The following is a 17,335-nucleotide window of genomic DNA, read 5'->3' as shown; positions in this document are numbered from 1 at the left end:
GAGAGTTATGATAGGAGGAATTGGGGAACGCATGACAACACATACGTTAGAACTTAAAAACTTAACGAAAAAGATCAAAGGCAAGACCATTGTGGATGATCTCTCGTTTTCGGTAAGAGAAGGTGAGATTTTCGGTCTGCTTGGTCCGAACGGAGCGGGTAAGACAACAACGATTCGAATGATCGTTGGGCTGATCTCTATCACGGATGGAGACGTATTGATCAACGGTGATAACCTGCGAGGGAACTTTGAAAAAGCGATGGAACGCGTTGGTGCGATCGTTGAAAACCCTCAGCTGTACGATTATATGACAGGCTATAAAAACCTCATGCAATATGCGAGGATCATGCCGGATGTGACGAAGGAAAGAATTGACGAAGTGATAGAACTCGTTGATCTGAAGTACGCGATTCACGATAAAGTGAAAACATACTCGCTTGGTATGAGACAGCGACTGGGCGTAGCTCAGGCACTTTTACATAAGCCGAACGTGTTAATCCTGGACGAACCAACAAACGGACTCGATCCACAGGGAATCTATGACCTTCGTAACTATTTACGTCTACTCGCGAACAACGGAACGTCTGTTGTCGTTTCTTCACACATGCTTGCTGAGATGCAGATGATGTGTGACCGTGTAGCCATTATTCAAAACGGAAAGCTTGTGCGTATCGACGAGATTCTGAACCAGGAAGACGAGGCAGATGTGAAGGTTCATTTCCAAATCGAAGGAGATGTTTCGCAGGCAAAACAAGTCCTTCTTAATTTGAACGAAGATTTGAACGTAACCGAGTCCGGTCAAGAACTGATCGTGCAAACAGCAGACGTTCGATTTATAGCTGAAATGAACAAACAACTTGTTCTAGCAGGCGTTCTCGTTGTGGGCATCCAACGCAAAACGAAGACGCTGGAAGAACGATTCTTAGAAATGACAAAGAAAGGGGGAGATCTGAATGAAGTGGCTGTCCCTGTTAACGAATGAATGGATTAAAATCTTTAGCCGTGTGCGCACATGGATCTTCCTTGCCATCCCAATCGTTATCATTATCGGTATCGCAGTTTATGACAAAGTAACAACAGATGTTGAAGTGAACGAAAATTGGAAGCAAGAGCTGACGCAAACGGTTAAGGATGACCAAAAAGCGCTGGATGAGGCAAAAAAGAATGGTGACAACGCCATATATATTGATTCACTTGAATCAGCCATCAAACAAAATGAGTATGCTATTGCTAACGACATTTCACCAACTGAAACAACAGCATGGCAGTTTATGAAAGACATGGCGTGGATCTCGTCCTTTATTGGGTTATTTGTTATCGTCGTGGCTAGTGACATTGTATCTAATGAATTTGCCAAAGGAACGATTAAGATGCTTCTCATTCGTCCTTACAGCAGATGGAAGATTCTTTTATCCAAATTCATTGCAACACTAGGTTTTGCTTTCGTTATGTGGCTCGTTGTTATTGTAGCAACGTGGCTTGTTGGTGGTCTTGCCTATGGATTCGGCGGAATGGATCAATCCTACTTAATCACAACAGAAGATGGTCAAGTAAAAGAAAGACTGATCGTGGAATATGTATTTGCCAACATCGGTGTAGAATTTATTGAATTAACAGCGCTCGTGGCTATGTCATTCATGATCTCAACGCTGTTCATGAGTAACTCAGTGGCGATTGGTGTTGCCATGTTCACACTGTTTGCGGGTAACACGATCGTTATGCTGCTTGCAACAAAAGACTGGGTGATCTATACGTTGTTCGCCAACATGGATCTTAGTGTATTGATCGATGGACAGAACCAGATGATCAAGGATTTAACACTGCCGTTCTCCATTAGCGTTCTTGCCGTATACACTGTGATCATGCTCGCGATTACGTTTACAGTATTCCAAAAGCGTGATGTGAAAGCTTAATAGAACGAGAAAGAGGCTGACTTTCGTATCAGCCTCTTTTCTTTATTTTTCGCTCTTTTCTAAAAGGTTGCTTTGTACCCATGTCACCTTTGACAATTGATTGTAGTGGAAGGTGCGTGCCTACCACATGAGATACTCCTTGCAAGGCATGCGACGAGGAAACTTACTACGAAGCATCACTTGTAGACGCAGGAGCAAGGAACTTCTTAAGGCGGGCAGCTGAGACACTTAAGAGTGAAACGTACGAATGTGGCTCAGCGCCTGCCCCGTGGAAAGCGAGCAACCTAGAACGGAAATCAACACTTCCAAAAGCAACAAAGTTTAAGAAAACAGCCTTATTTTTTTAACAAAGCTGGCTGCTTTTCCATAAAAACAAAGATGGTTTCCTCAAAGTCTAATTTATGGGTTTTAAACGCTTTGTAGCCTAGCTTTTCGTAAAAAGAGATATTCTTCACGCTCTTACTGCCTGTGTATAATTCGTAACGATATCCAGCGAACAATTGCTCAATCTCCTGTACTAACTTTCTTCCGATTCCTCTGTTCTGAAAGTCAGGGTGGACCATGAGCTTACCTATAAAGCACGTTCCTTCGTTTTCATGAGCTTTGACGGAGCCAATAATTTTACCGTTAAATAGATACTTTAGTAAGTGGTGGGTTCTTATGCTTTCTTCCACATCAGCGACAGTTTGCTTAAGAGGCTGAATATCAAAGTTTCCGTATAATTCAGCCTCACTCACATAAGCTATTTTTTGTAGTGTAAGTATTTCAGCAGCATCAAAAACAGTAGCTTTTTTAATCATTTCCATAACATGACTCCTGACATGATTAATTTTAGATATAATATTCCGTATAGAGTTACTTTATCCTTCATGGAAAATAGAAGTGCAGAAAAGACAAACATCAGAAAGAGGTCGGAAATTGGAGACACAACCAAAACAAAAAGAAGATTTGAAAGGTTTAGGAGGATGGCTGCTATTAGTAGGAGCAGGACTCATTTTAGCTTTGCCGTTTAAACTCAATGCTGTACAAGTGGGATTGGATGCGATTCAAGGTTATAAATTCAATTCGTTATTATTAAAATACGTCGTATACGGAGAATTAATCTTTAATATTGGATTGATCGGATTGAATATCTTTCTTCTCTATCTATTTTTCACGAAGAAGAAAACCTTTGTGAGGACTTGGATATTTTTGCTGCAGATCACATTAGCCTTTGCGATTTTAACTGATATTCTGCTTCTGTTTGTAGATGAAGTGAATACAGGAACGCCGTTTGTAAACTCAGCCTCTGCGTTATTGGCGTTTTTCATCTGGTCAACGTATGCAAAGAAATCGTGGCGCGTTCACAATACATTTGTAAATTGAATGCAAAAAAAGGACAAGGGCATCTGCTCCTGTCCTTTCTCTATATATCTCCTATCCAGTGATTCTATCTCTACGCTTTTTGTGATTGAAATTGATCTTCTTCTGTAGAGCCTTTTAGAGCAGTTGTTGAAGCTGTACCACCCGAAACGAGCTGTGTCACTTCATCAAAATAGCCTGTTCCTACTTCACGCTGGTGGCGAGTTGCTGTATACCCATCGATCTCACTATCAAACTCTCTTTGCTGAAGCTCAGAATAGGCACCCATGCCTCTTGCTTTGTAGCCTTTTGCAAGCTCGAACATGCTGTGGTTCAGAGCATGGAACCCTGCAAGTGTAACGAACTGAAACTTATAGCCCATTGCAGCAAGCTGCTGCTGGAACGTTTCAATCGTTGCGTCATCCAGCTTCTTTTTCCAGTTAAAAGAAGGAGAACAGTTGTAAGCTAATAGTTTACCAGGAAACTGCTCGTGAATCGCATCCGCAAAACGCTGCGCTTGTTCTAAGTTTGGTTCACTCGTTTCACACCAGATCAAATCCGCATAAGGAGCATACGCAAGTCCTCGTGCGATCGCTTGATCAAGGCCAGCATTCGTACGGTAAAAGCCTTCAGCTGTTCGCTCACCTGTAATAAAAGCGCGATCGACTGGATCGATGTCACTAGTGATCAAGTCTGCTGCATCAGCATCCGTACGTGCGATCAGGATCGTTGGCGTTCCCATAACATCTGCCGCCAGACGGGCAGAGATCAAGTTGCGAACAGCCGTCATCGTAGGCAAAAGCACTTTTCCACCTAGATGTCCGCACTTTTTCTCAGAAGATAACTGATCTTCAAAGTGAACAGCCGACGCTCCAGATTCAATCATGCCTTTCATCAGTTCGAAAACGTTAAGCTGTCCGCCAAAACCAGCTTCTGCATCGGCAACGATCGGAAGGAAATAATCCACTTCGTTTCCGCCTTCCATATGCTGAATCTGATCAGCGCGCTGAAGAGCTGAGTTGATGCGTTTTACCACGTGTGGCACAGAATTTGCCGGATACAAACTTTGATCAGGATACATGTTTCCAGAAAGGTTGGCATCTGCAGCGACCTGCCAACCGCTTAAGTATACGGCTTTCAGACCTGCCTTTGCCTGCTGAACAGCCTGATTGCCCGTTAGTGCTCCTAAAGCGTTTACATATGTTTCGTTCTGAAGCAGATCCCAAAATTTTTCGGCACCACGTTTTGCAAGTGTATGCTCGATATCGATGGATCCGCGTAAGCGAATAACCTCTTCTGCTGTATAAGGACGCTGAACACCTGACCAGCGCTCTTCGTTTTGCCACATATCCTGTAATTTCTCCACACGTGATTGATTCATTAATCTCTCTCCTTAAGGTTTATATTTTAGATTTTTAAAATTGTTAGAAAGTAGGTAGGGTAAAGTAAACTCAAGTTGTTCTTGTGGGTGGTTAATCTCCGTTTCAGGTGCTCGCTTTCCGGGGGGCGTGCGGTGAACCACCTCGACGCTATGCGTCCCTAGGTGTTTCACCTGTCCCGCTGATCCCCCAGGAGTCTCCCACCTTACACTCCGATTACCTATACAGTGACGCCTTTTTAGAAAAAACTGCTAGCTAACAGAAATCAAAAAGCAGCAAGAAATATGACTTACAATACCTCATAACCGCGATTGGTCAAGAAATCTTGAAACTCATCATCGCGAATCAGCTCATCAAAGAGTGCGACGGCTTCCATAAAACGACCAGAATTGAATGACTCCTCATTCATTCCTTGCTTCAACTTTTGAACTTCCTGCAGCTTTAGTTCCTCTACCAGCTCGAACGTCACTTTGCGGCCGTCACGTAAAATGCCTTTCGGATGTCTGATCCATTGCCATACTTGGGCACGTGAGATTTCTGCTGTAGCTGCATCTTCCATGAGATGGTTGATCGGTGCAGCTCCTTTACCTCTCAGCCAAGAAGCGATGTATTGGATGCCGACACTAATGTTGACGCGCAAACCTTCCTCTGTGATTTCGCCTTCTGGTACAGCCACTAAATCATCAGCCGTTACGACTACGTCTTCACGTTTGCGATCGATCTGATTAGGTGTTGGCATGATTCGGTCGAACACGTCCATAGCAACAGGCACGAGTCCCGGATGGGCAACCCATGTCCCGTCATGACCGTCAGAAGCCTCACGCTCTTTGTCAGCACGTACTTTTTCAAAAGCAGCAGCGTTTGCAGCTTCATCGTTTTTGATTGGAATCTGTGCCGCCATACCACCGATCGCAGGAGCGTTTCGTTTATGACACGTCTTAATTGCCAAAAGAGAGTAAGATCTCATGAATGGAACAGTCATCGTAACGAGCGAACGGTCAGGAAGAATGACGTGTGGCTGATTACGGAACTTCTTAATATAGCTGAAAATATAATCCCATCTGCCACAGTTTACGCCTGCGGAATGTTCACGAAGTTCGTATAAAATTTCGTCCATCTCAAATGCGGCAACGATCGTCTCGATTAGTACAGTTGCTTTAATCGTGCCTCTTGGAATCCCAAGCTGTTCTTGGGCGTAAATAAACACATCGTTCCAAAGGCGAGCCTCTTTATGACTTTCCATTTTAGGAAGATAGAAGTAAGGTCCTGACCCGTTTTCGATCAGTGTCTTTGCGTTGTGATAAAAATAAAGCCCAAAATCTACTAAGCTACCAGACATCGGTTCGTTGTCGACAACGATATGTTTTTCTTCAAGGTGCCAGCCGCGTGGACGTACGATGAGCGTGGCAATCTTTTCGTTCAATGTATACGTTTTTCCGTTTCCATTATCAAAAGAGATGGAACGGTTAACGGCATCCTTTAAGTTGATCTGACCATCAATCGTATTCTCCCAAGTAGGAGAGTTGGAATCTTCAAGATCTGCCATGAACAGCTTAGCTCCTGAGTTAAGCGCGTTGATCACCATCTTGCGGTCAACAGGACCTGTGATTTCCACTCGTCGGTCTTGAAGATCTTGTGGAAGCGGTGAGATAGTCCAATCACTGTTACGGATATGTTCGGTTTCCGGTAAAAAGGTAGGCATGATCCCAGCATCAATTTCACTTTGCCTGGCTTTACGTTGTTTCAGAAGTTCTTTTCGGGTGTTGTTAAAGTGAAGGTGCAATGATTTTAAGAAAAGAATGCTGCCTGGTGTTAATATTTTTTCATACGCGGGGGTAATGTCGCCTAACACTTGTAGATTAGTAGTTTCAATCGTCACTTATTACACAGTCCTTTCTGAACATGTTATTAAACAGATGTGTTTATAAAATTATTGTTATATAACAGAAGAGGTAAAAAAAATTTACCTCTCGTGTTTTCCCATGCAGCGCTCGCACTCATAAAGATAAGATTCATGTTGTTCCTCGATTACACATCCACATTCCGAACACGTCTTCTTAGGAATATTACGGTGAAGCTCCAAGTAATTTTTCATTTTAAATTCCTCCTGTTTTGTTTTTGATTTGATTATAATGCATTGTATTATAACAGATTATATTTTGCAACACCTGTTTTATAACATTTTCTTGTTTTTTATAAAATTGAGTCATCTGTCCAATTGTTTATCCTTGATATGACTGGGTTTCTGGTAATGTGTTAAACTTTTTAAAACTGTTGTAATACAGTGTGTAATCGATAGCTTTTTAGACCTTATTTGAATTTTGAGAAAATAACGCTTACAATGAATTCATTCAAAGTAAGTGTGGTGATTGATTTGAAAATTGATGATACAGACCGAAAAATATTAGAGTTGCTAACACAAGACGGCAGAATGTCTTATGCAGAGATCGGTAAGGAATTAAGCCTTTCGCGAGTATCTGTTCGCGAACGTGTTAATCAGATGAAAAAAGCGGGAGTTATAGAAAAATTCAGTGTGGTAATTGATTCAGAAGCAGCAGGTAAGACCGTTTCAGCCTTCTTTGAAGTGGATTGTGAACCAGCGTATTTAGTAAAAGTAGCAGAGAAACTCGTAAATAACCCAAGTGTCGCAAGCTGTTACCAGATGACAGGGCCCAGCACATTACATATGCACGTATTGGTAGAAGATTTTCCTTCGTTAGAGAAGTTTATCAATAATGAACTGTATGGTATCAAAGGAATTTCCAGAGTAGAATCACATATTCTACTCAGAAGATTTAAGAGCCGGTCAGGGCTAAAACTATAAAGAATACAAAGAGGATTCGAAATGGACAGCTATCCATTTCGAATCCTCTTTTATTATTCCAGTGAAGCAATTATATCAACTAGGCGCATTCTCCTATCTCAAAAACGTTTAGTAGTGCATTGGTTTATGTCTACTTACATAGGTGCGGGAACAAAGAACCAAATTAAGATTTTATATAGAAAATATTCTGAATATATTTTATAATCAGAAACAATATTAAACGTTTGTTAGTTTATATTTGGATTTTGGTTAACAAACGAAGGTAATTTATGCTTAATTGTATCGGAAAAGTGAAAAAAGGGGAGAGGTGAAGAGAAAATGGCAGGTTTGATTGTAAGGCGTGTTTTTCAGTTAGTGCTCTTATTAATCGGTATTTCATTCATTGTTTTTATGAGTATGCATATTGCGCCAGGTGATCCGGCAAGTATTATCGGCGGACCAACAGCGACTCAAGAAGACGTTGAAGCGATCAGAGAAAACCTTGGACTTAATGAGCCGTTGCTCGCTCAATATTTTGATTACTTAAAAGGTATTTTTGCAGGTGACTTAGGGTTCTCCTATCAGACAAAACAAGCGGTGTCAGAAGCGATTATCGATCGTTTTCCAAACACACTGAACCTGGCGATCGCAAGTATTATTGTTGCGATTGTAATCGGTGTAACTGCAGGAATCATATCAGCATTAAAGCATAACACGTGGTTTGATGGACTGAGCACCATTATTGCTCTCGGGGGAATCTCCATTCCTAACTTTTGGTTAGGTGCGATATTGATCCTAATATTCGCTGTTAACCTTCAATGGTTTCCAGTTGGGGGATTGACCGAACCGTTCTGGACTGTTGAAGGAATGAAACAGCTCGCACTTCCTGCTATTACTCTTGGAACAGGCTCAGCCGCAATGATCGCTAGAATGAGTCGTTCTGCCATGTTGGAAGTGATTCGAGCAGATTACGTAAGAACCGCAAGAGCGAAAGGCGTTCGTGAAAGAACAGTCATCATGATGCATTGTCTTCGAAACGCAATGATTCCAGTCATTACAGTGATCGGCTTGAATTTTGGTTTCTTACTTGGAGGCACCATCATTACAGAATCTGTTTTTGCCATCAATGGGGTTGGCAGGCTCATGATTGAGTCTATTGCAGCTCGTGATTTTCCGATGGTTCAAGGATCGGTTCTTCTTGTAGCTACATTGTTCGTCTTAGTGAACTTAATTGTCGATATCGTATATGCCTTTATTGATCCAAGGATCAGTTACGAATAAACGCGAAGGGGGGATAACATGTCAACGGAATTAGTAACACAGCAGTTACCGTCACATAAGAAAAAGAAAGAGTTTGCGCTTTTCAAAACGTGGAAACGGCTCATTAAGAATAAGATGGCTATCGTCGGTCTCCTGATCATTGCCTTTCAGCTGTTTATGGCTCTTGCGGCTCCAGTCATCGTAGGAGTGGATCCAAACAAACAGAACTTGGAACTGAGTGAACTGCCTATTGGAACAGAAGGGCATTGGCTAGGAACGGATAATTATGGACGAGATATCTGGAGCAGAATCGTATATGGAGCGAGAATCTCATTGTTAGTAGGAATCGGTGCTGTAAGTCTTGGTTTAGCGGGCGGAGTCGTACTTGGTTTGCTATCTGGTTACTATAGAAGGCTCGACGGCATCATCATGAGATTCGTAGATTTAATGTTTGCTTTTCCTGGTATTCTGCTAGCTATGCTGATCATTGCAATCTTAGGGACAAGCCTAGTGAACGTCGTAATTGCCATCAGTATCTGGTCGATTCCGACGTGTGCGCGTATCGTCCGGGGAAGTGTTCTCTCCATTAAAAAGCAAGAGTACATTATCGCGATGCGATCACTTGGAGCAAGTGACCTTCGCATCATGGTCAAGCATGTTCTGCCAAATTGTATGGCTCCTATTATCGTGTTTGCGACGATGAGGATGGCAACTGCGATTCTATCAACGGCATCATTAAGTTTCCTAGGCTTAGGCGCACAGCCGCCAACGCCTGAATGGGGTGCGATGATTGCTGCAGGACAGGAGTACATGTGGACATCGCCTCATATGATCGTGATTCCGGGTATCGCCATCATGCTAGTTGTGTTTGCGTTTAATGTTGTAGGTGATGCGCTTCGTGACGCGTTAGATCAAGGAATGAGTTTGGACAAATAAGAGGGGGATATGACAAATGGGAAAAAAGTGGTTTGCTAGTTTGCTAACGGTTCTTTTTGTATTGTCATTGGCTTTAGTGGGTTGCAGCAGCAATTCTTCATCAGGCGGAAGTGCAGGGAAAGCTGAACAAGAGCTAACCTATGCAACGACTTCAAAAGTGGTAGGTCTATCACCAATTCTAACAAATGATTCTGTATCATCTACAGTGATCGAACAGATCTATGAAACATTATTTGTTCGAGATAACAAAGGTGAAATCGTTCCACATCTTGCAGAATCCTATGAAAACCCAGACGAAAATACGTGGGTGATCAAGTTGAAAAAAGATATAAAATTTCACGATGGGACTCCGTTCAACGCAGAATCTGTTAAATACACGTTTGATAAATTAAAAGATCCGAAGACAGCAGCACCGCGTGCATCACTTTTAGCACCTGTATCATCCATCGAAGTTCAGGACGAGCATACAGTTGTTTTAAAAACAGAGAAGCCATATGGACCGATGCTTGCGGCCCTAACGCACTCAAATGCGGCCATCGTATCTCCAACAGCTGATCAAAAGCAGGATCTCATGAAAGATCCAGTTGGAACAGGACCCTTTACGTTCTCTGAAAAAGTAAACGGCGATGACATCGTACTCGTGAAGAACAAGGACTATTGGCAGAAGCCGGCCAAACTTGAAAAGCTAACGTTTACAGTCGTTCCTGAAGTATCAACGGCGATCTCTATGCTGCAGACCGGAAAAGTTCAGTTGATCGATGGACTGGCACCTGAACTGATGCCGCGTCTAGAGAAGATTAAGAACGTTGATATTCAGAAGAAAGAAGGAACTCCGGTTTACTACTTGGCTTTTAACATGGAAAAAGCACCGATGAACGACTTGAAATTTAGACAAGCTGTTTCACAAGCGATCAACCGTGAAGGATACTTGAAAAAGTTAAACGGTCTCGGAGTTTATTCAAACAGCTTCATCGGACCAGAAGTTTTTGGGCATAACGAAAGCAGTGATAAGGGACCGAAGTTTGATCAGGCAGAAGCGAAGAAACTTGTGAAAGATAACGGATTTGACAAAAAAGAGATAAAAATACTAGCAGCTAATACGAGTCAGTACATGAACATGGCTGAAGTCATTCAGTCACAGTTAAAAGAAGCAGGGATAAACGCAACCATTGAGACGATCGAGTGGGGTACTTACTTGGATGTCTCGAAAAAAGGTGACTTTGATATTACGATTGCTGGCTGGTCAAACGTTACGGGAGATGGAAGTGAATTATTGTTCCCTCGACTTCATTCAGCAAATATTGACGCGACAAATTTAAGCCGTTATAAAGATGCTGAGCTCGATAAGCTGATCGATCAATCTCGTTCTGTAGTGGATCAAGAACAGCGTAAAGAAATTTTAACAAAAGCGGATGAATATGTGATGACACAGCTGCCGGTTCTGCCGATCTACCATGGCATCGCCTCAGCCGCTTACGATAAATCTGTTAAAGGCTTTGAGATGGAACCTACAGGACAGTGGTCACTTTACGGCGTTTATAGAGAGTAGGGATGGATGATGAAAGAGACTGTTTTAGAGGTAAAGGATCTAGTGACAACGTTTAAATCAGCGGACTGTCCATTGCCGGCTGTCCGGGGCGCTTCCTTTTCAGTAAAAAAAGGAGAAACACTCTGTATCGTTGGAGAATCGGGCTGTGGTAAAAGTATCACAGCTCTTTCCATCATGGGACTTCTGCCATCAAACGGAATGATAGCAGACGGATCGATCTCGTTTAATCAAAAAAACCTTGCCGAGATGTCACCGAAACAGATGCAAAAGGTGCGCGGAAACGATGTATCTATGATTTTTCAGGAACCGATGACAGCTTTAAACCCAGTATTCACGATTGGTTTTCAGATTCGTGAACCATTGATGATCCATTTGAAGCTATCAAAGAAACAAGCACATATGAGAGGAATTGAACTCTTAAAGATGGTTGGGATTCCTTCACCTGTCGAACGGATGAATCAATTTCCGCATGAGTTGAGCGGAGGGATGAGGCAGCGCGTCATGATTGCGATCGCACTATCTTGCAACCCGTCTCTGTTGATCGCTGACGAACCGACAACAGCGCTTGATGTGACCATTCAGGCTCAAATCATCGACCTTCTCAACGATTTGAAAGAACAGCTCGACATGAGCATGATTATGATCACGCATGATATGGGAGTTGTCGCCGAGATTGCTGATCGAGTGATCGTGATGTATGCAGGAGAAATAATTGAAGAAGGCCGTGTGGAAGAAATCTTTGAGAATCCTCAGCATCCTTATACAAAAGGCTTGTTAGCTTCTGTACCAAATGTTGATGATCCTGAATTTGATCTGAAGCCGATCGCAGGGTCGATGCCGATGCTAAATGAGCAGATCTCGGGATGCCGTTTTCATCCACGCTGTCCGTATGCTTTTGATAAATGTATGGAAAAATCTCCGAAAACGTTTCACGTTACAGATAAACAGAGTGTAAGGTGCTGGCTGCAAGAAGAGGGGGTCGAACAGAATGGCGGTAGACGAGCAAGTTCTATATCGTGTTAAAAATGTAAAAAAGCATTTTCCTGTGAGAGGCGGCCTGCTGCAGAGGGTAAAGAACCATGTGAAGGCAGTTGACGGAATCACGCTTGATATTTATAAAGGAGAGACACTCGGCGTTGTTGGTGAATCCGGCTGCGGCAAATCGACGCTCGGAAGAACGATCCTTGGACTTGAATCCCTGACAGAAGGAGAACTCGTTTTTAACGGGAATAACATTAGTAATTATTCATCGAGGCAGTTAAAGCCTTATAAAAAAGAGATGCAGATGATCTTTCAAGATCCGTATGCCTCACTTAACCCAAAACAGCGGATTGGTGATGCTCTAGAAGAAGCGCTCATCATCCATACAAATCTAACCTCATTAGAACGAAGAGAAAGGGTTCTTCAACTTTTAAACGAGGTTGGTCTAAAAGAAGAGCATTATGAGCGTTATCCGCATGAATTTAGCGGCGGTCAGCGCCAGCGAATCGGGATAGCACGTGCGATCTCGATCAATCCATCCTTTATCGTGTGCGATGAACCTGTGTCAGCATTAGATGTTTCTGTCCAAGCACAAGTGATAAAACTTTTACGTGATCTGCAAGAAAAGCATGGCCTAACCTATCTGTTCGTGTCGCATGACCTTGGTGTAGTGCGTCACCTCTGCAATCGAGTGCTGGTTATGTATCTAGGTCAGATGGTGGAACTCGCACCTGTTCATAAGCTGTACGAAAATCCCACACATCCGTATACGGAGGCGTTATTGTCTGCGATACCAAGGCCGACTGTTGGGAGAAAAAGAGAACGTATCCGGTTAAGGGGCGATCTGCCTAGTCCCTCCAATCCACCAACCGGATGTCCGTTGCATACGCGTTGTCCTATCGCACAAAGCAAATGTTCAACAGAAAAACCCGCATGGCGCGAAATTGATGAAGGTCATTTTATAGCCTGCCACGAAAGGTGAGAATCATGAATCAAACGATACAGGATACACAACAGAAACTTCAGTACAATGCCCTGCATAACCCTTATCATTCAAATCGTATGAGCGTTTTTTCGAAAAAAGGGATGGTTGCGACGAGTCAGCCGCTCGCTGCTCAAGCTGGGCTTGATATGTTAAAAAAGGGTGGAAATGCAGTTGATGCAGCCATTGCTACCGCAGCTTGTCTAACGGTCGTTGAGCCAACATCGAACGGAATAGGTGGGGATGCGTTCGCACTCGTCTGGATGAATGGTGAACTGCATGGTTTGAACGCGAGTGGTCCCGCACCAAAGAGCATTTCGATTGAAGGAGTAAAAAAAGCGGGACATGATATCATGCCAAAGTTCGGCTGGCTGCCTGTTACAGTGCCAGGTGCGCCTGCTGCTTGGGCGGAATTATCCAACCGATTTGGTAAGCTTCCGTTTAAAGAAGTGCTGCAACCTGCGATCTCATACGCCGAAGAAGGTTACCCTTTGACGCCTATTCTCGGTAAGTACTGGCGTAAAGCGTATGAAACGTACAAGCGTGAATTAAAGGGAGATGAGTTCGAGAGCTGGTTCCAAACCTTTGCACCAGACGGACGTGCACCAGAAGTAGGAGAGATCTGGCGCTCACCTCACCATGCAAGCACATTACGAGACATCGCAGAAACGAATTCCGAATCTTTTTATAGAGGAGCACTCGCACAAAAAATAAGCGAGGCGGCAGAAGCGCACGGCGGATTTCTCCGAAGGGAGGATCTTGCTACCTTTTATCCCGAGTGGGTAAAACCAATCAGCGTGAACTACAGAGGATACGACGTTTGGGAAATACCGCCGAACGGTCAAGGAATCGTTGCACTCATGGCACTTAACACGCTAAAAGGGTATGATTTTACTGAAAAAGAATCAGCCCAAACGTATCACAAACAGATCGAAGCCATCAAATTAGCCTTTGTGGATGCGAAAAAATATGTAACAGACCGCTCAAGGATGAATGTATCTGTTGAAGGATTATTGTCAGAGAGCTATGCTGCAAAACGAAGAGAATTGATCGGTAGTGAAGCTCTTCAGCCAGAACCCGGCACACCGCCAAGTGGTGGAACGGTATATCTTGCATCGGCAGACGAAGAAGGCAATATGGTCTCGTTCATTCAGAGCAACTACATGGGGTTCGGTTCTGGCGTGGTCGTTCCTGAAACAGGAATCGGACTGCAGAATAGAGGACATGATTTTTCATTGGATCCAGATCACGATAACGCACTCGCTCCAGGTAAAAAGACGTATCATACGATCATTCCTGGCTTCTTAACAAAGAATGGAAAAGCCGTTGGTCCTTTCGGTGTGATGGGAGGATACATGCAGCCTCAAGGTCATCTGCAGGTTGTGATGAACACGGTTGATTTTCATCTGAACCCGCAAGCGGCACTAGATGCGCCACGCTGGCAGTGGATGGAGGATAAGAAAGTTCTAGTCGAACGCTCACTGCCACCGCATATTGTTGATGACTTAGCGAGAAGGGGTCATGACGTTCAAGTAGCTGCAGATTCTGGGAACTTTGGTCGAGGCCAGATCATTTGGAGAGACCCAGAGACAGGTGTTTTAGCAGGTGGAACGGAAGGAAGAACAGATGGCTCGATCGCTGCATGGTAACAGACTAAACTCAACTAAGAATAAAGGACTGATCACATGACGTATCTCAACTTGTTTCTTGCCTTCTTTCGGTCGGGCATGCTGGGGTATGGGGGAGGTCCTTCTTCCATCCCTTTGGTTCATAAGGAAGTGGTCGGAAAATACAAATGGATGAACGACGAAGAATTTGGAGATGTGCTGGCGCTAGGAAACACACTGCCTGGGCCGATCGCGACAAAAATGGCCGGATACATCGGATATCGAGTGGCAGGCACGATGGGTCTCTTCGTTGCGCTATTAGCAACGATTCTGCCGACCATTATCCTCATGATTCTGCTCTTAACCTCACTCCGAGAATTTAAGGATCAGCCATGGGTACAAGGCATGACAAAAGGCGTCATTCCCGTTGTCGCTGTGATGCTCGCTGTCCTCACATGGCAGTTCTTTGATAGCTCCAAAAAAGGGTTAGGGTTAAAACTCAGTCTTGTTCACATCTTCGCTGGTGTTATTCTTCTTCAATTTCTTGGTGTTCACCCTGGAATCATTATTGGTGCATTATTGGCATACGCTCTTTTTGGACCATTGAAGGGAACGGATAAACAGAAAGTAAGCGTGCGGGAAGGAGAGAAGACAGGATGACGTTTTGGCATATCTTTCTAGCCTTTTTTCTACCTGGAATCTTAGGATATGGCGGTGGACCGGCGTCGATTCCTTTGATTGAAAATGAAGTCGTCGACCGCTATGAATGGCTTTCTGTTAATGAATTTACCGAAGTTCTGGCGCTAGGTAATGCGCTTCCTGGTCCGATCGCGACGAAGATGGCAGGCTACATCGGATACCAAGAAGGAGGCTGGTTCGGGGCGTTTGTTGGCGTCTTCGCAACCGTTGCGCCTTCCCTTTTATTGATGGTCGCGTTTTTAGGTCTTGTTTATAAATTTAAAGATTCACCACGAGTAAAGAACATGAGCACCTATGTAAAGCCGACGATCGCTGTACTACTTGGTATCATGGCGTATCAGTTCTTTGCCGAATCGTATATCAGTGTTGGTTGGATGCACACGCTGTTTCTAGCTGCTGGCAGTTTTTTATTGATGGAAAAAGTGAAAGTGTCCCCGGTGTTCGTTATTATTGGATCACTCGGGTATGGAGCGGTATTTTTGGCTTAGGGGGAAGCGGAACTTCTGTGAGGTTTCGCTTCTTTTTGTTTATTACAGAGGTGTCGATTATAGTCGAAAATCGGATAAATGTTGGATTACCTCGTATAAATGACAAGTTACCTCGTATAAAATCCGGATTACCTCGTAAAAAAAGTAATTTACCTCGTAATTATTGAACCAAAAGAGTCTTCCCAAATTCGTACAACCATATGGTAAGATAATAAAAAAAGATAAGCATGTTGGACAAGACAGATGCATATTTTTTAAAGGGAAACGGAGGACTTAACATGAGACCGATATGGCTTGGGATTGCGGCAGCCTTTTTCTTTGGCGTCACGTTCATTTTGAATCGTTCCATGGACTTATCAGGCGGAAGCTGGCATTGGAGTGCAGCCCTTCGCTTTTTTTACATGGTTCCGCTATTGTGGGTTATCGTTTGGATGCGTGGCAACGTGCGTCCTGTGTTCCAAGAACTTAAAGCACGTTTTGGTACATGGTTTTTATGGAGTTCGGTTGGATTTGTGCTTTTTTATGCACCGATTACATACGCAGCAGGCTTTGGAGAGGCGTGGTTAGTCGCGGCGACTTGGCAGATTACGATCGTTGCAGGCTCTCTTCTCGTGCCCTTCTTCTATGAAGGAGACAGAGGGAGTGGAGCAACACGCCAAAAGATTCCCTTTAAAGGATTAGGCTTCTCGCTGATCATACTAGGAGGTGTCGCACTCGTTCAAGTGCAGGAAGCGAGCGGTGTGAACGGCTCCGCTTGGTTGAACGTTGTGCTGCCTGTTCTGATTGCAGCGATCGCCTATCCACTCGGCAACCGAAAAATGATGGTTGTAACAAACAAAAGGCTTGATGCTTTTCAGCGAGCATTCGGCATGACGATCGCATCACTTCCGTGGTGGATAGTACTCGCTGGAATCGGATGGGTGGAGAGCGGACCTCCAACAAACGATCAGTTGTGGCAGACGTTCTTAGTCGCCATTTCATCAGGAGTTATCGCAACCGTACTCTTTTTCCAAGCGACGGATCTTTGTGCGAACAACCCTGTGAAACTGGCTGGTGTAGAAGCGACACAATCTGCTGAAATTATTTTTGTTTTAGCCGGTGAGATGTGGCTGTTATCGATCGCAAGTCCAACGTTCCTCTCTATGATGGGCGTTCTCATCATCATGCTCGGCATGTTTTTACACAGTTATTATGGAAAAACAGCCGTTGTGCAAAAAAAATCTATGAATCTTGCAAAATGATGAATAAAATTATGTGAGCTGGGAATAGTAGTACTACCCCCCCCTTTTTAAATAGTAATTTGGAACAACCGTTGCCCGTAGCAGCGGTTGTTTTTTTGTGTATAGAAACGTCTAATCCGTCAAACTGAATACAGAGATTGTCGGGTGTCATCTTCA

At 43.7% G+C, this 17,335-nt stretch carries 17 protein-coding genes; 13 read left to right on the top strand and 4 right to left on the bottom strand.

Annotated features, from left to right (window positions below; genetic code table 11):
* The first annotated feature begins 31 nt into the window (after window positions 1–31).
* Together ACNJYY_RS20250 and ACNJYY_RS20245 are read left to right on the top strand one after the other, a co-directional pair.
* On the top strand, window positions 32–982 hold the full coding sequence (locus ACNJYY_RS20250; protein ID WP_416729895.1) for an ABC transporter ATP-binding protein: 951 nt from the start codon (window positions 32–34) through the stop codon (window positions 980–982).
* Window positions 954–1,913: an ABC transporter permease gene (locus ACNJYY_RS20245; RefSeq protein WP_416729894.1), complete on the top strand. Its 960-nt coding sequence runs from the start codon at window positions 954–956 to the stop codon at window positions 1,911–1,913. Before ACNJYY_RS20250 ends, ACNJYY_RS20245 begins: the two co-directional genes overlap by 29 nt.
* 335 nt (window positions 1,914–2,248) lie before the next feature.
* Here the strand turns inward: ACNJYY_RS20245 and ACNJYY_RS20240 are convergent, their stop codons facing one another.
* Complete coding sequence (locus tag ACNJYY_RS20240; protein ID WP_416729893.1) at window positions 2,249–2,719, bottom strand: GNAT family N-acetyltransferase; 471 nt, start codon at window positions 2,717–2,719, stop codon at window positions 2,249–2,251.
* A gap of 112 nt (window positions 2,720–2,831) precedes the next feature.
* Here ACNJYY_RS20240 and ACNJYY_RS20235 point away from each other — a divergent pair, with 112 nt between their 5' ends.
* Window positions 2,832–3,278, top strand: a complete 447-nt coding sequence (locus tag ACNJYY_RS20235) for a DUF2569 family protein (RefSeq protein ID WP_416729892.1) — start codon at window positions 2,832–2,834, stop codon at window positions 3,276–3,278.
* A 70-nt stretch (window positions 3,279–3,348) separates the two neighbouring features.
* On the opposite strand, the gene aceA is transcribed toward ACNJYY_RS20235, so the two are convergent.
* From aceA to yhfH, 3 genes are all read right to left on the bottom strand, one after another.
* Window positions 3,349–4,635, bottom strand: a complete 1,287-nt coding sequence (aceA, locus tag ACNJYY_RS20230; RefSeq protein WP_416729891.1) for an isocitrate lyase — start codon at window positions 4,633–4,635, stop codon at window positions 3,349–3,351.
* Window positions 4,636–4,922: 287 nt separating this feature from the next.
* The gene (gene aceB / locus ACNJYY_RS20225; RefSeq protein ID WP_416729890.1) at window positions 4,923–6,512 is read right to left on the bottom strand and encodes a malate synthase A; all 1,590 of its coding nucleotides are present in this window, start codon (window positions 6,510–6,512) and stop codon (window positions 4,923–4,925) included.
* An 84-nt stretch (window positions 6,513–6,596) separates the two neighbouring features.
* Complete coding sequence (yhfH, locus tag ACNJYY_RS20220; RefSeq protein ID WP_137791063.1) at window positions 6,597–6,728, bottom strand: protein YhfH; 132 nt, start codon at window positions 6,726–6,728, stop codon at window positions 6,597–6,599.
* A 279-nt stretch (window positions 6,729–7,007) separates the two neighbouring features.
* Here yhfH and ACNJYY_RS20215 point away from each other — a divergent pair, with 279 nt between their 5' ends.
* From ACNJYY_RS20215 to ACNJYY_RS20170, 10 genes are all read left to right on the top strand, one after another.
* Window positions 7,008–7,457, top strand: a complete 450-nt coding sequence (locus ACNJYY_RS20215) for an Lrp/AsnC family transcriptional regulator (RefSeq protein ID WP_066398772.1) — start codon at window positions 7,008–7,010, stop codon at window positions 7,455–7,457.
* A 318-nt stretch (window positions 7,458–7,775) separates the two neighbouring features.
* Window positions 7,776–8,717 carry a nickel ABC transporter permease gene (nikB, locus tag ACNJYY_RS20210; protein ID WP_416729889.1) on the top strand — a complete coding sequence of 314 codons (942 nt, stop codon included), beginning with the start codon at window positions 7,776–7,778 and terminating at the stop codon, window positions 8,715–8,717.
* Window positions 8,718–8,735: 18 nt separating this feature from the next.
* Entirely contained in the window at window positions 8,736–9,632 is an 897-nt protein-coding gene (locus tag ACNJYY_RS20205) for an ABC transporter permease (RefSeq protein WP_416729888.1), read from the top strand.
* A gap of 16 nt (window positions 9,633–9,648) precedes the next feature.
* A complete protein-coding gene (locus ACNJYY_RS20200; RefSeq protein WP_416729887.1) occupies window positions 9,649–11,181 on the top strand; it encodes a glutathione ABC transporter substrate-binding protein in 1,533 nt (510 codons plus the stop codon).
* Window positions 11,182–11,190: 9 nt separating this feature from the next.
* The gene (locus ACNJYY_RS20195) at window positions 11,191–12,204 is read left to right on the top strand and encodes an ABC transporter ATP-binding protein (RefSeq protein ID WP_416731918.1); all 1,014 of its coding nucleotides are present in this window, start codon (window positions 11,191–11,193) and stop codon (window positions 12,202–12,204) included.
* Window positions 12,170–13,144, top strand: a complete 975-nt coding sequence (locus ACNJYY_RS20190) for an ABC transporter ATP-binding protein (RefSeq protein ID WP_416729886.1) — start codon at window positions 12,170–12,172, stop codon at window positions 13,142–13,144. The genes ACNJYY_RS20195 and ACNJYY_RS20190 overlap by 35 nt, the downstream gene beginning before the upstream one ends.
* A gap of 5 nt (window positions 13,145–13,149) precedes the next feature.
* A complete protein-coding gene (locus tag ACNJYY_RS20185) occupies window positions 13,150–14,793 on the top strand; it encodes a gamma-glutamyltransferase family protein (RefSeq protein ID WP_416729885.1) in 1,644 nt (547 codons plus the stop codon).
* A gap of 36 nt (window positions 14,794–14,829) precedes the next feature.
* Window positions 14,830–15,411: a chromate transporter gene (locus ACNJYY_RS20180; RefSeq protein ID WP_416729884.1), complete on the top strand. Its 582-nt coding sequence runs from the start codon at window positions 14,830–14,832 to the stop codon at window positions 15,409–15,411.
* Window positions 15,408–15,938 (top strand): chromate transporter, encoded by a 531-nt coding sequence (locus ACNJYY_RS20175; protein ID WP_416729883.1) that lies wholly within the window; start codon window positions 15,408–15,410, stop codon window positions 15,936–15,938. Before ACNJYY_RS20180 ends, ACNJYY_RS20175 begins: the two co-directional genes overlap by 4 nt.
* A 278-nt stretch (window positions 15,939–16,216) precedes the next feature.
* Complete coding sequence (locus tag ACNJYY_RS20170; protein WP_416729882.1) at window positions 16,217–17,179, top strand: multidrug resistance efflux transporter family protein; 963 nt, start codon at window positions 16,217–16,219, stop codon at window positions 17,177–17,179.
* Window positions 17,180–17,335: the final 156 nt, after the last annotated feature.

Origin of the sequence: Fictibacillus tiangongensis (genome assembly GCF_048083785.1) — a bacterium.
Lineage (GTDB): Bacteria > Bacillota > Bacilli > Bacillales > Fictibacillaceae > Fictibacillus.
Note: the sequence above shows the minus strand (reverse complement) of the source record. Positions and strands in the feature narration are given on the sequence as shown.